Raw genomic sequence first — 14,801 nt, 5'->3', positions numbered from 1 at the left:
TTAATTTAGCTCTAAAAAAGCCTCCGCAGATAAGCGGTATTCATTTACAATTTTATTTACCTTTTCGTAATCAATGTTATGCCTTAATATATTTTCAGGAAGTTTGTTAACGATCAACCTATCTTTTAAGCCAAGCAATGCGAGTACTGATTCAAACCTTGTTAATCCGCGGCTGGCGTTACCTATGGCAATAAAGGGCTTATTAAAAATTATTGCAAACACACAGCCATGATAGGAATCTGTAACCACATATTCAGCGTCATCAAATCCTTGCAACCACTGCCATACGGGCGGATAAGTTCTTAATTTTAATGAAAACTCCAAAGACGTTTCTTTAACCCCAACCTTAAAACTCTGAAGGTTTAGTGTTGTTGTTATTTCATCGCGGATTAACTCTTTAGAGGGGTTTTTGTCAAGAAAGTATTCCAAAAGCTTTCCTTTATTATTTTCTCCTTTTTTTCCTGAGTAAAGTTTCACGTATTGTTCTTTATTTAACAAAAACGCAGGATCAAGAACCAACGTAGCGTCTACCTCTAATTTGCCTTTGCATAAGTTTACTCCGCTGCTTTCCCTAACGGAAATGCGATCAAAGGTGCTGATTAGTTTTTTAATGGCATCCGTTTTTTCTTGTGATATAGACCATTCGTCAACCCCAAATGATGCTGCGTAGGCAATTTTTTTAATATGATTAACTTTTATAAAATCAAGAAAGTAGTTCTTATAAAAGTCCGCAGTATACTCAAACCGCCAAACCTGGTCGCTCCCTACAATTACCGCGTCCAAATTATAATCATCTAAAACGCTGAATTCTGCGTCACTAGTTATTGGTGGGGTAGACGTCATGTGGTTATCAAAGAAATGCCTCATGTGATAAGAAATATCTTTTCTACCAATAATAGCCTTAATAAATTGCTTTACAATCTTAATAAATTGACTTAAGTTAGTTGATATACCAAGGTTTGGCTTATTCTCTAACCTTTGAATCAATATTACATCATGTCCTTTGTTTTTAAGGAAAGTTTGTAAACTATAAGATTGCAGCAAACCACCATAGTTATTATTAAACGGTAACGTTAATATCCCAACCTTCATCTTAACAATTCAAAAATTTTCGCTTTTGCACAAACACTTAATTAATATTAAAAAATGCATAGTAGTTTCACGAAAGAAATTTCAGTCTCTTCTCTAAAAATAACAGTCGATGTTTTGTCTTTTCTACCAACGGGGTATAGTCTAACAGTAATGGCAACAATAAGATGTTCTCAAAAAATGAAATATTCATCAGAAGAAAAATACCCAAATGGAATAAAAATAAAGCGATTAATATGAAAAATCTGACCTTACTACTTGAAAATAAAATTAATGGAGCGCAAATTTCTATAATAGTTGAAATAGGCAGCATAGGCGCAATTATATATTTTAGCCATGGGTGATCTAACGCGTAAAACCCAAAATTAAAGCTCCAGTTACTTGGATTTATTGCATGATATACCAACCAGCTTTTCATAACATCCGGATAAAAAACTTCAGGAAACCCTATCGAAAGCCGCGCAATGCCTATAAATGTATAATCCAGTAAAATAATAACGGATAATGCAATCATGGATGCTCTGTATATGTTGTTACCCTTACCGGTAATTTGCATTGTATCATAACAAGGCAATAAAATCAGCAAATAGGTGCAATACAATAAAGTTAATTCTCTATGATTGACATGATTGCCAAAACCTCTGATATATCCCATATAAAATGTAATCAGTATTGCGGCAATTGCAATATTCCACTTTGACTTACCCACGCCTGCAATAATGAACGTTATAAAATAAAGGACTATACACTTCAATGAAAGCAGAACGCCGGGGCCGAGTGCACGATAAAAATCATCGGAAAATATTTTCATGATACCGTGTTTAAAAAAAATGCCAAACTCTGCATTTGCTAATACATAACTGCTATCTGTAGCGAACCATATAAACCATATCCCGAAAATCCACTTTCTTGCAAACGAAAGCGTAACGGCATTGGCGTTTTTATGGGCAGTTATATTCATCTCAAAAACGGATTAGCTAAATTCAAAATAGTATTTCTGGTAATAGCATTAGAGCTATTCTTTTGCATATCTATAGTAATTATAGCAAATGAAATACTGTCAGGCAGTCGTTTCTGTTGATATTGAAGCACATTGTAAATAGAGCGAATGTATTTTTGTACTTCTTTTTTTGCCCAGTTTTTTTCTTTTTCATCAGCAGATTGTAATGCAGGGATTACAACACTATTCATTTTTGTACTTAGGGTCTCAACGCCCGCTCCTCTTAGTAAGTCGGCTAATACATAGTCTGTACGACGACCGTTATTTTCAGAAAAAAAATCATGCACAAAAATATACCGGGTCCTATAACCACTTTGAAACATGGCAAATCTGGCTATCGGGAAAAATTCAATTTTTTTATCCGGGAATTGATATTGCCATCGGTCTACCACTTGCACAAATGTCCAAAGGCCTATAAACAACATGAAAGCCGCTAATTTTAATCTGCCTAATGGTTTTAAAAAGTTAAAAGCCTTAGCTCTGATGAAAATGAAGTAAAGTAATGCGAGTAAAAACAATACTTCTAAGCCGTACCTTAATAGCGTCATACAGGAAAATTTTTATTAACTGCATCAATTATATATTTTTTTTCAATGGGCCTCAATCCTAAAAACCAAATGCCCAAGAGAGAAAGAAACACTATCAGCGTCGACGAGATGATAAATTGTACAAAAGATTTAACATCAAAATTTATTAAGTAAACGCATAAAAACATAAATGCACCTACCATCAAAATAGGCAACAAAACCTCTTTAACATATTTTATAGACGGGAATTGCAACAAGTGCTTTAAAAAAAACAAACGCATTATCAACGACAAGAAAGTAATAACCAGCAGCACGTACAAAAACATTTGTGGATGTGGATATAGTTTTAATACAAAATAGGAAACTGGTAAATTGAGGCAAACAAACGTGCCCATGATAATTTGATACCATTTTATCTTCCCCGTAGCAGAGACACCAATTATTAGTGGATTGGAAATAACATCTATGCTGAGAAAAATCAAGTTGTATACAATAAAGATACTGCTGTAGGGGGGAGGATTCTGGAGCCAGAATTTTAAGATAAAATCTATGCTGTATATTATTGGGCACATAATAACAAGTATCATGTAAAAGCTGAATTTAGAAGTATAGAACATTATTCTGAACATTTCTTCCTTTTCGCCCTGCGCATGCAATTTAAAAATTTGCGGATTAACCGCAACTTGAAAGTTAAGCACAAAGCCCGAAACGGCATTTTGAACTTGCGCCATTACACCATAAGCAGCGTTTATCAGGGTGCCAAATAAAATATTCAATATAATATTAATTCCCTGTGTTCTGGCAACTGCAGATGCATTGCCAAACAAACTCCAGCCTGAATAAGATATAAGTGTTTTGTAAAGAACTTTATCTTTGTAAACAGAAAACTTTGACTCTTCAAATTTTTTTAAGCAGTATACTTTATAGATGGTTGACTCAATTAGCACTACTGCCAAAGTAAGCACCGCATAAATTTTCAGTTTATCAAACGTTGATATGAATAGTAGATAAACAACCAATAACTTTAGCACTACTTCTGCTATACTAATAAGTGCAAATACATTCATTCGCTCTCTTGCAATTATTAAAGCATTAAATGGTACTTGAGTTATAGTAATAACACTTGCCAAAATAGAAAGCTGATAAACAAAATTAGCAACCCCCAATCTTCCGTCGGGCAAATTCAGTTTATTGTTAACAAGCCATAAGCCGGCCGTTTCTCCAATTAATAATAGCATTAGTGCTATGCCTATATGGATAATTAACGTGGAATTAAACGTTTTCTTTAACCCGGCCCAATCGTTTTTTCCAATATCAATAGATAGGAATCGCAATGTGGCAGCAGACATTGCGGCATTAAAAAATCCAAATAACGCCACAACACCGCCAACAACAGAGTAAATGCCGTAATCTTTATTTCCTAACGTACTAAGTACAACACGCGAAGTATATAACGCAACTCCCATAGTCAGTAACATCCTAAAATACAGCATTAAAGTGTTTTTAGCGATAGTTTTAGTACCCGTACCCAAAGTTTGCGTCATTTTTTACCTTTTAGGGCTATGCAACTATTTTAGGGGCATGGTACATGTTTTCACAAACATGTACCCAATTTGATCACAGACGTACGTACCTGATTTTATATCAAGTGGATTGTCGCAACTTTAAAGTTAACAAACAGGTTATATTATTGCCGATTAAAATCTGCTAAAAATGCCCTTCATTATTTTGCCAAATGTCACCTTTTCTTTAGTGGCATAAGAGTTATAGCTATTAGCACCACCATATCCTCCGTAGCCGTAGCCATACCCATATCCGTAGCCATATCCTCCGTAGCTTGACAGACCGCTTTTCACACCGTTAAATACAATTGTAAATTTAGGGAAGCGATTGGCCTCGTTAATTTCGTTAACAAACTCCAACTCGTATTTATGTGTATATCCTTGCCTTACAACATATAGTGAAGCATCAGCTACACGGGCTATAATTAATGCATCGGTAACCAAGTGTATTGGCGGCGAGTCTATTATAATGTCATCATAAATCTCCTTTAACCTGTTGATAAGTTCATCAAGCTTTCCACTTTCAAGCAGTTCGGAAGGATTGGGCAATATTGAACCGCAACCTAACACATCAAGGTCAGGTATTCCCGATGGCTGTATTAAAGTTAAAAGATCAGAAGTTTCATCATTTAGGAAATTACTTATACCAAAATGTGTGGTAGGCAAACCAAAAGCTATAGAAATTTTCGGTTTACGCAAATCCATTTCTAATATAACTGTTTTTCTAGACGCATAAGCCAAGGTTACTGCCAGATTGGAACTTACAAAGCTTTTACCCTCACCACTCACACTTGATGTAAAGAGTGTAACACGCCCTTTATCATTATTACTGTGTAAATGATATAGGTTGGTTCGTAACACCCTGAATTGCTCACCGATCGCAAATTTACTTCGCCCTTCAGATACTACGATCTGCTGCTCACTTTCCTGATAAGCAAGTTCGCCCAAAATTGGAATCTCAGTTTCATCCTCAATCTGCCGGCGACTAATTATCATGTCATTCATAACTCCGCGTAAATAGAGTATACCCGCTGCTGCCGCCATGCCAAATAGCAGCGCTAAAGCAAATACCACGATTGGAACAGGCCATGTCACTCTACCAGCATGAGCATCATCAACAACTTCGGAATCAGACACTGAAGAAGAATAGCGCAAAGCAACCTGCTCATATTTTTCCAATAAGAATTTGTAAATGTTTGCCTTACTTTCATGAGATCTTTGCATAACACCAAATTCTTTATCTTGAACTGGTACAGATCTTAATGAACTTTTAACATTATTATCTATTTTTTGTAAAGTGGTTTTTTCCGCAATGAATGACAATTTTATATTTTGGATCTTGTCCTTAAGTTGGCTTTTAAGGCCGGCAATCTGTTTATTAACAGAACTTAATATGTAATTATCTCCAGAAACTGTAGATATTAATTGTTGGCGTCTTATTTGCAAATCGGTCAATCTGCTGTAAAGATCATTTAATGAAGCGTCTGATAAGATAGTACCTATCGCCGGCAATGTTTCATCGTTTGTTGACGACGAGGCGTATCGTTCAAGACTATTAAGAATACCCAGTTGCCCATCAACTGCGTTCATGTTCTTTATATTATCCCTATCAAGGTCTCTAAATCCCTGCGCTTGTGCTGAAATATCAGTTATATTATGCGCACTTTTATAATCTCTAATCTCTGTTTCAATAATATTTAACTCCTTTTTAAGAGAGTCAAGTCTAAATCCGATAAATTTAAGCGTTCGTTGCGAAAGCTTGTTTTTATCTTCCATAGCATATCGAAGATAAAGCTTCATTAACGAATTAAGAATATCTTTACCCCTTTTTGGAACCTCATCAGAGTATGTTAAATTAACAAAAGGGGCATCCTTATTTTCTAACGCAACCTTAATTTTAGATTGAATGCCATCTGTAACCTGATCTGGATCTTGAATTTTGACTGTAATAGTAGAATCTATGAAATTACTTACCTTAAGCGTAGGGGCTAGTTGCCATGAACCCATACCGCTTTTTACAACGGATGAAAAATTATAGGTAGTAATTTTACCATGCTGATCCTCATACGCGAAGGTGCTTGGGGTTTTTATGTGAATCAGTAAATCTTCTCCCTTGGGTGAAATAATACCATCTTGCTGTATGAATTTGAAAGTTACCGGGCTCTGATCATAAAGCTCGATTTTTTTTAGTCCTTTCTTTTGTGAATAACGTATCCAAAGTTTTAGTGAATCTACTACCTGATAGATAATTTTTTTTGACTGCATTATCTCTATCTCATTCTCAACAATTATTGGTTTATCAATTGGGTCGAGTTGTTGTTCTGTAGAACTTTGGTTCACAGTTAACGAAGCCGAAGAGGCAGTTGGTGCTTTAAACTCTAAAGTGGCAATTATAGGGTAAACTGGAACTACAGTTTTTAGATAAAAGTATGCGCCAATTAAAGTAACAATGGTACAAAGTACAAACAGCGGCCAATGATAAAGATATTTTTTAATAAGAAGGTTTATGCCAGAACTCTGAGTTTCGGCGTCTCCCGGCAATGTAAACGTTGTTAACTGTTGAGTTTTTTGTTTGCTCATGGATCAATTGGTTAAAAAAAGTAATTAACGTGAAAATAATACGACAATTACTGTCAATGCAGACAAAATTAATGAAAGCTTTTGAGAATAAGAATCACTTGCAAGAACGCGGTCGCGGTTAGGCTTTATATAAATGACATCGTTATTCTTTAAATAATAATATTTCGAAGTAATAACGTCTTTCGACCTCAGGTCTATTGGCACATAATCCCGCTTACCATCCTGTTCTCTGATGAGAAAAATGCTGTTGCGTATGCCAGTAGTATTTAAATCACCAGCTAAAGCTAAGGCCTCAACTATATTTATTTTCTCGTTTGCGATACTGAATAGCCCCGGATTTTTTACATCACCTATTACCGAGATTTTAAAATTCTGTAATCTAAGCTCAACAATAGGTGATTTAAGTGATTCGGATAACTTACTTTCCAATGCTGTTTTTGCCTGTGAAAGCGTGTACCCCGAAATCTTAAGCGGCCCTAAAGTAGGTAAATATATATTACCCTTACTATCAACCATATATCCCACAATGGCGTTTTGTGCACTATTGCCAATTTCTCCGGTTGTCGCTACACTGGCACCGTTTGAGCTCGGACGTATCAAGTTATAGTTGAAAACTGCATCTGCTTCGTGATTTAAACTCACTACGTTAAGCCCGATCAAATCACCTGGCTGAAGAGTTAGCGGAGAGTAATTATCAATCTGTTCTGATAATATGCTGTCTTGTTTCAAATCCTGAAAATAAGGGACATTTTTGTAAGGAGTGCACGAGCTAATAAGAAAGACGGCACTAATTGTAAAAAGAAAAATTTTTAAGCGCATAGTTTTTTGAAATCAATTGACGTTAGGGTAAAGGACCTTGCTGTTTATTAAAACACTATATTAACAATCTAATAATATTCTGAAAGATAATTTTTAATTTTTAATTTTTTTTGAGTTATTAGCAGTAAAAATATTAAAAATATTGATTATTTTAAAACAAATGTACTTTTTTTTGACAAAATTAAAAAATTCTCAAATTTTAATTTCATGGATAAACAGTTAATTGTTGCCAATGCTGACGATTTTGGTTTAAGAACTTCTGTTAACGCAGCTATCATAAAGTGTTTTAGAGCGGGATTAATAAATAGCGTATCATTAATTACTAATAGCCCGATTTTTGATGAAACGATTGCGTTGATCAAAAGCGAAAAATATGTTAAAAATATTGGATTACATGTTAATCTTGTTGAGTTTAAGCCCTTGACCGTTTTTGCTGCACCGGAGTTTATTGATAAGGAAGGAAATTGGAGCTTAAATAATGCTAATAACAAATCGTTATTTCTTAATAAAAAGGCCATTAAGGCATTCGATAACGAAATTTGTACGCAAATTGAAAAAGGTCTTTCGGCAGGTTTAACATTAGTCCACCTTGATTCACATTACCATGTGCATACTTTACCTGCGTTTTATATGTTGTTTATTAACGCTGCCAAGAAATATAATTTGAAATTACGTTTGGCGCAATCTTACAATGAGGGTAATTATGGCAAATTTCTATATCGTAAATGGTTGAATAACTTGATTAAAAAAAACGGATGTTCTTATACCGACCTTTTTCAAGATGTGCAATATTTCCTTTCCAAAAACAAAGACAGTGAACGAAAATATAGCGTTGAAATAATGTTACATCCGGATTTGGATGATGCAGGAAATCTTACCGATCATTATGATCAACAAACCATGACGATATGGATGGAATATATAGCCTGTCGGCGAACAGATTATAAAGAAAATTATGCTGGATTATAAAGCCAACCTTTAAACGTTAACGGTTATGTTGGTGCTGGCTATCGTAAAACTTAATTTTGCCAACGGTGTCAAAAATATGTGTTTTTGATGATGCGCCAAACAAAATTGATTCTACATTAGGAAGACCGCAAACATAATCTAAAGCCTCATCTGCTGGTATAGCCCCAGCGGCAAGTACTTGCATTGCAACAATTCTCAATTTTCGACTTTTCAAGATTTCTTCGTAACGTTCTTTTCCGCCGGGCATTCTAAAACCAATTTTATTGATAGAAGTACATATAATAGCGTCGTGTATATTACATGAATCCAACATCTCAACCAACTTAGGCATGTTCATTGTAATAAAACCTACTTCTGCATTGTATTTTTTACGAATATGATCATAAAATGCTATAAACATTTCTTTCATTCCGAGCCCAAGCAGTAAATCTGTTACGATGTTTTGTAACCATATAACCGGGGTTTTAATTCCCTTGAACATTTTCATTTCCGCATCAATAAGCAGTTGGACTATTGCTACGAAATCTTTGGACAAATAAGCTATTCCTCCTTTTGCCAAAGCACTTAAAAAATTACCGGGGACATATTGTTTTATAGTTTCCCAATACCCCAGTTCGGTAACGGCGTTAGCGTATTTATGAGCGTAAGGCATACAAGGGTAAATTTCAAAATCCTGGTATTTGTCGGGATATTTCCTCATATAATCACAGATATTTCCAATCCTTTCATGAGTAGTGCACATAAAAGTATTTATACCAGCCTCCCTGGCGGTATCTAATGTTTGAATAATTGCACTATCATCTTTAAACTTTATTGAAAGCGCTCTTGATTTTTCTTCGGAAATATGATTAATTGCAAAAAACTGATTATCGCCAAATAGTATTCTATCCATTTCTAAAGATTATTTTGCATTTGTTCTTATCAAATCAATTGCCTTGTCTGTAAGCCAAGCGCTTTCAAAAGTATTGATAGTATTAGGTTTATTCTTTATAACTGCGTCTATAAAATAATCTATTTGAGATGAATATTCTTCTCCGCGCAAATAAAAATCAATTTTCTCAGTCAAATCTGTAACATATTTAATATTCCAACCTTTTGTATAGCCAGCCGGAGCATTTTTATCTTTAAGGTAAACTCTTAACTCGTTTATATCTGAAACTATTTTGCCTTTTGTACCTTCAATTGTTACAGAGGTTGACATTACGCGACATGTTTCGTCGCTCCAGTTAACGGATATAGTACCTGTAATGTTATTTTGAATTTTTACCAAAGCATAAACGGCATCTTCAACTTTTTTAGAATAAATGGACTTTAAAATACTGCTATCAACATTTGTTATAGGCCCAACTAAGTAATTAACCAAATCTATAACATGAGATGCGTATTCCATAAGGCATCCCCCACCTTCGCCTGGATCAGAACGCCATGTATAGGATTGTTTTTTTACCACCACCGGGCCGTAAGATTCGCCTTTAAAATGCAATATATCACCTATGGCATTTTCATCCATTAGGCGTTTTACCTCCTGCCACGTACCTGTAAACTTGTTGTGGTATCCTACCTGATTTATAAGTTTGTTAGACTTGGCCAATTTAACTAATGGTGCACCTTCTTCGGGAGTCAGACAAAATGGCTTTTCTACAAAAACATGTATTTTTTGCTCCAAAAGTTCCTTTACAATCTCAGCATGATATTTTGTGGGTGCGGCTACAAAAACGGCATCCGGCTTAGTGGCAGAAAGCATTTTTTTATGATTAGCGAAGCATGAAAAGGGCGAATATCTTTCTAAAACGTCAACTACAAGTTTTGATGTGTCGCAAACGCCAACCACCTCAACCTTTGGATGAGAGCCAAGAATAGATAGATGAGAGATTCCCATTTTGCCAGCCCCAATTAGCGCCACTTTAAGCATTATTCAATTTCTTTAATTTAAAAAACAACAAAATCACTTCTGCAAAAAATTTCATCTGGTTGCGTATATTTCGTTTGAAAATTTCAGGACGCAAAAAAATTCGGATTAACCATGCCAACCTTAATTTATACCAAAACACATGAACGGCCTTTTGTGTTCCTGCAAACCAATCAAATACATTACCTATACTTATTATTAATCCGGTTTTTAAAACACATTTATGCATAACTGACCATTTTTCCTGTTTTGGACAAGTCATGCCTACAAATAAAATATCCGGCTCAAATTCATTAATTATATCAACCATTTTTTTATTGTCCTCTTCGCTAAAACTTGATTTAAACGGAGGAGAATAACTTTTCACTTTAACGTTGGGATAGACGCGCTTTACTTTTTCTTCTATTTTTTTTAGTGTTTCAGCAGTTGATCCTAAAAAAAAAACTTTGTAAGTGTTAACATTAGCCCTTTTTATAAAGTGGTCAAACACATCCGGACCCTGATTTTTTTTTATATTTTTTCCCTGCAACAAGATAGATGCAAATGCAAAATATACGCCATCTAAAACAAGGTAATCACTTTTTTTTAATGATTGATAAAATTCTGCGTCGCACATTGACAAACCGTATGAATTAGGACTAATAGTGTTAATAACCCGGGGGATGGTATTTTCTATATCAATTAAATCCAATTCATCTGAAAAAACTTTGAAACCTAATGTATCAATATATTTTGCTTCACGCATTATTTCAAACTTGACTATTATCTATCTACTAAATAGATTCCGCTTAGAGCTATTCCACTATCTCTAAAACAGGCAGTGAAAATATACTTTCTAAGGAACACAAACAACTAATTTCAAAATTTGTGTTATTGTAAATCATTTAGGGGCAATAATACTAAATTTAATGCAATTTTACTCAGATATTGATAGTGTAGCGATTTAATGCTACACAAAGCTACAATTATATTACAAAAAGTGATGTTTTTATAGCAATTTTATAATTTATTCGACATATAAATTAACTATTTGCAAATATATTAATTTGCCAAGCAAGATAATGAAGAGAAATAAGAGTAAATTATTACTGACGATTTGGCCATTTACGATTGTAATTTTCTTGATAATTAATCAAAAAGAAAAGAAAAGCACAAACTTGGTTTTCAGTGATATACATGATAAGGTAATCTCCAATATTTCTATAAATAACACTATACAACCATGTCTTACTTTCAGTAATTGCCGTAATATAATTATTGAGAGGTGTGCTTTAACTAATTCTAAAGATGTAGCCATCTCTCTTTACCGCTGTCGTAATATTTCAATTAAAAACTGTTACATGTCCAATGTATCCAGCGGTGTCTACGCGTTAGAGTCTCAAAGCATTAGGGTAATTAACAATACTGTTCAAAATGTTCAAGGGCCTTATCCACGTGGACAAATGGTTCAATTTGACAACGTAAGCGGAGCGGGAAATCAGGTTGTAAACAACCGTTGCGAAAACATTCTCGGGCAAAGTTTTGCTGAGGATGCTATAAGTATGTATAAGTCTAAGGGAACGCGTGCAGAGCCAATATTAATAAGTGGTAATTTAATAAAAGGTGGTGGCCCCAGCATAACGGGTGGTGGCATAATGCTGGGCGATAAAGGCGGAGAGTATATTGTTGCCAGAAACAACGTGTTGGTTAATCCAGGACAGTATGGCATGGCCATTTCTGGTGGCAGCAACATGCAAATCATTAACAATAAAATTTATAGCAAAAGTCAAATGTTTACAAACGTTGGTCTATATATATGGAACCAAAATGAATTGGCTTGCCAAAACAATATTATTAGTGGCAATTTGGTAAATTGGAAAAATTCTAAAGGAAAGGTAAATGATGGCTGGAACAATGGAAATTGTGGGCCGGTTAAAGGATGGGAAACTAATGTATGGCGCGCTGATATTGATTCAACACTTATCAAGCCCGACTTTATGAAATACCGGCTGTAGAAGAATTATTTTTATTATATAACATGATGGCTGGGCATAATTTAGTTGTCTTTTAAATTTTTTAAAAAAATAGGCATATTATTATATAATTTTTATTTTACATGTTGTATCTTTATCGCATTGATAAATTATTAAAGTGAAACCAATAACAGCAGAGCATTGTGTACGCCTGTTGGGATACTTGAATGTTTATTTCGTTGCAAAGTTTAACGTTAGTTAATATAAAAAAACATAAATTCCAATGCCACAGAAGAAAAAAGTTGCCCTGCTAACAGGTGTCACCGGACAAGATGGTGCATATCTGGTTGAGTTATTATTGTCAAAAGGATATGAAGTACACGGTATAAAACGTCGTAGTTCATCTTTTAACACTGACCGGATTGATCATTTATATCAAGATCCGCATGAAGAGCATGTCAATCTTACTTTGCATTACGGGGATTTAACAGACTCAACAAATTTAATACGTATTATACAGCAAGTACAACCCGATGAAATCTACAACCTCGGTGCTATGTCGCACGTTAAAGTTAGCTTTGATACGCCAGAATACACCGCAAATGCTGATGGAATAGGCACGCTACGTATTTTGGAAGCGGTTCGTCTACTAGGGCTGACACAAAAAACCAGAATATATCAAGCCTCCACGTCTGAACTATATGGTTTGGTACAGGCCGTTCCTCAATCAGAAACCACACCTTTCTATCCACGTTCGCCTTATGCGGTTGCAAAATTGTATGCTTACTGGATCACTGTTAATTACCGCGAAGCTTACAATATGTTTGCATGTAATGGTATATTATTCAATCATGAGAGCCCACTTAGAGGTGAAACATTTGTAACCAGAAAAATAACCAGAGCTGTTGCTAAAATAGCTATGGGCTTGCAAAAGAAAATATATTTAGGCAATTTGGATGCTCAACGAGACTGGGGACATGCTAAGGATTATGTTGAGGCAATGTACTTAATACTACAGCAAGATCAACCTGAGGACTATGTGATAGCCACCGGGATTACCACCAGAGTACGTGAATTTGTGCGGCTGGCATTTAGCGAAGTTGGAATTGAAGTAGGGTTTGAGGGAGAAGGTGCTGCTGAAAAAGGCTACGTGGTGAGCTGCTCTGACCCTGCATTTCAGGTTGAGATTGGCACAGAAGTGGTGGCAGTTGATCCAAAGTATTACCGTCCAACCGAAGTTGAATTGCTTATAGGAGACCCTACAAAATCTGAAAAACAATTGAATTGGAAACCAAAATATCAATTACATGAATTGGTGAAGGAAATGGTTGCTGCCGATTTACAACTTTTTCAAAAAGAGAAACTGCTTAGAGATTCAGGATATACCATCAAAAACCAATACGAGTAAACACATCGGAATTAAAATATGAATAAAGACGCTAAAGTATACATTGCCGGGCACAGAGGAATGGTGGGATCGGCAATTTATCGTAAGCTGTGTAATGAAGGCTTTAATAATATTATAACTCGTACTTCGGCAGAACTTGATCTCCGCAATCAGCAAGATGTGGCTGACTTTTTTGCTAAAGAAAAACCCGAGTATGTATTTCTTGCAGCTGCAAAGGTGGGAGGGATATTGGCTAATAATATTTACCGTGGCGAGTTTTTATATGACAATCTACAAATTCAGAATAACATTATCCATTCGTCTTATTTGAATAATGTTAGTAAACTTATGTTTTTAGGTTCAAGTTGTATTTATCCTAAAATGGCACCTCAACCGCTTAAAGAAGATTATTTGCTAACGGGAACGCTAGAGCCAACTAACGAGCCTTATGCAATTGCGAAAATAGCCGGAATAAAAATGTGCGATGCTTACAGGCAACAATATGGATGCAATTTTATTTCTGTTATGCCCACTAATCTATACGGGTATAATGATAATTATCATCCCGAAAACTCTCATGTGTTGCCGGCGCTTATCAGGCGCTTTCATGAAGCAAAAACAAATCAGTCTGAATCGGTAACAATATGGGGTACCGGAACGCCTAAACGGGAATTTTTATTTGCAGATGATTTAGCCGACGCTTGTTTTTTTTTAATGGAGAATTATAGTGAAGCGGGCTTGATAAACATAGGCACCGGGCATGATATTTCAATTAATGATTTGGCTGAACTTGTTAAAGAAGTTGTTGGTTTTAATGGGTCAATCAAATTTGACACTTCTAAACCTGATGGTACCCCAAGAAAACTGATGGACGTTACTAAATTGGAAAGTAAAGGCTGGAAGTATAACGTAGATTTAGCCCAGGGTTTAGCTTTAGCATATCATGACTATTTAAATAAGTTACAGGTAAGCTCAAATTAGCGAGATTTTGAAACAATATTTACCTG

The 14,801-nt window shown here is 35.2% G+C and carries 13 protein-coding genes; 4 read left to right on the top strand and 9 right to left on the bottom strand.

Annotated elements, in window-relative coordinates; all coding sequences use genetic code 11:
- The 6 genes from ACVW2L_RS13885 to ACVW2L_RS13860 form a co-directional block, all read right to left on the bottom strand.
- The gene (locus ACVW2L_RS13885; RefSeq protein WP_457128567.1) at positions 1-1,092 is read right to left on the bottom strand and encodes a polysaccharide pyruvyl transferase family protein; all 1,092 of its coding nucleotides are present in this window, start codon (positions 1,090-1,092) and stop codon (positions 1-3) included.
- Positions 1,093-1,159: 67 nt separating this feature from the next.
- Positions 1,160-2,050 carry a hypothetical protein gene (locus tag ACVW2L_RS13880; RefSeq protein WP_457128566.1) on the bottom strand — a complete coding sequence of 297 codons (891 nt, stop codon included), beginning with the start codon at positions 2,048-2,050 and terminating at the stop codon, positions 1,160-1,162.
- A complete protein-coding gene (locus ACVW2L_RS13875) occupies positions 2,047-2,637 on the bottom strand; it encodes a hypothetical protein (RefSeq protein ID WP_457128565.1) in 591 nt (196 codons plus the stop codon). The genes ACVW2L_RS13880 and ACVW2L_RS13875 overlap by 4 nt, the downstream gene beginning before the upstream one ends.
- On the bottom strand, positions 2,634-4,160 hold the full coding sequence (locus ACVW2L_RS13870; RefSeq protein WP_457128564.1) for a lipopolysaccharide biosynthesis protein: 1,527 nt from the start codon (positions 4,158-4,160) through the stop codon (positions 2,634-2,636). Before ACVW2L_RS13870 ends, ACVW2L_RS13875 begins: the two co-directional genes overlap by 4 nt.
- Positions 4,161-4,313: 153 nt before the next feature.
- Positions 4,314-6,758 carry a GumC family protein gene (locus ACVW2L_RS13865; protein ID WP_457128563.1) on the bottom strand — a complete coding sequence of 815 codons (2,445 nt, stop codon included), beginning with the start codon at positions 6,756-6,758 and terminating at the stop codon, positions 4,314-4,316.
- Between the two features lie 24 nt (positions 6,759-6,782).
- Complete coding sequence (locus ACVW2L_RS13860; RefSeq protein WP_457128562.1) at positions 6,783-7,577, bottom strand: polysaccharide biosynthesis/export family protein; 795 nt, start codon at positions 7,575-7,577, stop codon at positions 6,783-6,785.
- Positions 7,578-7,784: 207 nt separating this feature from the next.
- Between ACVW2L_RS13860 and ACVW2L_RS13855 the strand changes: the two genes are divergently transcribed.
- Entirely contained in the window at positions 7,785-8,546 is a 762-nt protein-coding gene (locus ACVW2L_RS13855; RefSeq protein ID WP_457128561.1) for a carbohydrate deacetylase, read from the top strand.
- A 16-nt stretch (positions 8,547-8,562) separates the two neighbouring features.
- On the opposite strand, the gene ACVW2L_RS13850 is transcribed toward ACVW2L_RS13855, so the two are convergent.
- From ACVW2L_RS13850 to ACVW2L_RS13840, 3 genes are read right to left on the bottom strand one after another with little or no spacing between them, the layout of a single operon-like run.
- Entirely contained in the window at positions 8,563-9,438 is an 876-nt protein-coding gene (locus tag ACVW2L_RS13850; protein ID WP_457128560.1) for a hypothetical protein, read from the bottom strand.
- 9 nt (positions 9,439-9,447) lie between these two features.
- Complete coding sequence (locus ACVW2L_RS13845) at positions 9,448-10,425, bottom strand: Gfo/Idh/MocA family protein (protein WP_457128559.1); 978 nt, start codon at positions 10,423-10,425, stop codon at positions 9,448-9,450.
- Between the two features lie 25 nt (positions 10,426-10,450).
- A complete protein-coding gene (locus ACVW2L_RS13840) occupies positions 10,451-11,200 on the bottom strand; it encodes a WecB/TagA/CpsF family glycosyltransferase (protein ID WP_457128558.1) in 750 nt (249 codons plus the stop codon).
- Between the two features lie 316 nt (positions 11,201-11,516).
- Between ACVW2L_RS13840 and ACVW2L_RS13835 the strand changes: the two genes are divergently transcribed.
- The 3 genes from ACVW2L_RS13835 (at position 11,517) to fcl (ending at position 14,775) form a co-directional block, all read left to right on the top strand.
- Positions 11,517-12,449 (top strand): right-handed parallel beta-helix repeat-containing protein, encoded by a 933-nt coding sequence (locus ACVW2L_RS13835; protein WP_457128557.1) that lies wholly within the window; start codon positions 11,517-11,519, stop codon positions 12,447-12,449.
- Between the two features lie 241 nt (positions 12,450-12,690).
- Positions 12,691-13,815: a GDP-mannose 4,6-dehydratase gene (gmd, locus tag ACVW2L_RS13830; protein ID WP_457128556.1), complete on the top strand. Its 1,125-nt coding sequence runs from the start codon at positions 12,691-12,693 to the stop codon at positions 13,813-13,815.
- A gap of 18 nt (positions 13,816-13,833) precedes the next feature.
- Entirely contained in the window at positions 13,834-14,775 is a 942-nt protein-coding gene (gene fcl / locus ACVW2L_RS13825; RefSeq protein WP_457128555.1) for a GDP-L-fucose synthase, read from the top strand.
- Positions 14,776-14,801 lie beyond the last annotated feature (26 nt).

The sequence above is a fragment of the Mucilaginibacter sp. HD30 genome (assembly GCF_054061755.1).
Note: the sequence above shows the minus strand (reverse complement) of the source record. Positions and strands in the feature narration are given on the sequence as shown.

Coding starts and splice junctions, on each gene's coding strand:
- ACVW2L_RS13850 (WP_457128560.1), bottom strand. CDS start 9,438: ATGGATAGAATACTATTTGGCGATAATCAGTTTTTTGCAATTAATCAT.
- ACVW2L_RS13860 (WP_457128562.1), bottom strand. CDS start 7,577: ATGCGCTTAAAAATTTTTCTTTTTACAATTAGTGCCGTCTTTCTTATT.
- ACVW2L_RS13855 (WP_457128561.1), top strand. CDS start 7,785: ATGGATAAACAGTTAATTGTTGCCAATGCTGACGATTTTGGTTTAAGA.
- ACVW2L_RS13875 (WP_457128565.1), bottom strand. CDS start 2,637: ATGACGCTATTAAGGTACGGCTTAGAAGTATTGTTTTTACTCGCATTA.
- ACVW2L_RS13870 (WP_457128564.1), bottom strand. CDS start 4,160: ATGACGCAAACTTTGGGTACGGGTACTAAAACTATCGCTAAAAACACT.
- ACVW2L_RS13835 (WP_457128557.1), top strand. CDS start 11,517: ATGAAGAGAAATAAGAGTAAATTATTACTGACGATTTGGCCATTTACG.
- ACVW2L_RS13840 (WP_457128558.1), bottom strand. CDS start 11,200: ATGCGTGAAGCAAAATATATTGATACATTAGGTTTCAAAGTTTTTTCA.
- gmd (WP_457128556.1), top strand. CDS start 12,691: ATGCCACAGAAGAAAAAAGTTGCCCTGCTAACAGGTGTCACCGGACAA.
- fcl (WP_457128555.1), top strand. CDS start 13,834: ATGAATAAAGACGCTAAAGTATACATTGCCGGGCACAGAGGAATGGTG.
- ACVW2L_RS13880 (WP_457128566.1), bottom strand. CDS start 2,050: ATGAATATAACTGCCCATAAAAACGCCAATGCCGTTACGCTTTCGTTT.
- ACVW2L_RS13865 (WP_457128563.1), bottom strand. CDS start 6,758: ATGAGCAAACAAAAAACTCAACAGTTAACAACGTTTACATTGCCGGGA.
- ACVW2L_RS13845 (WP_457128559.1), bottom strand. CDS start 10,425: ATGGGAATCTCTCATCTATCTATTCTTGGCTCTCATCCAAAGGTTGAG.
- ACVW2L_RS13885 (WP_457128567.1), bottom strand. CDS start 1,092: ATGAAGGTTGGGATATTAACGTTACCGTTTAATAATAACTATGGTGGT.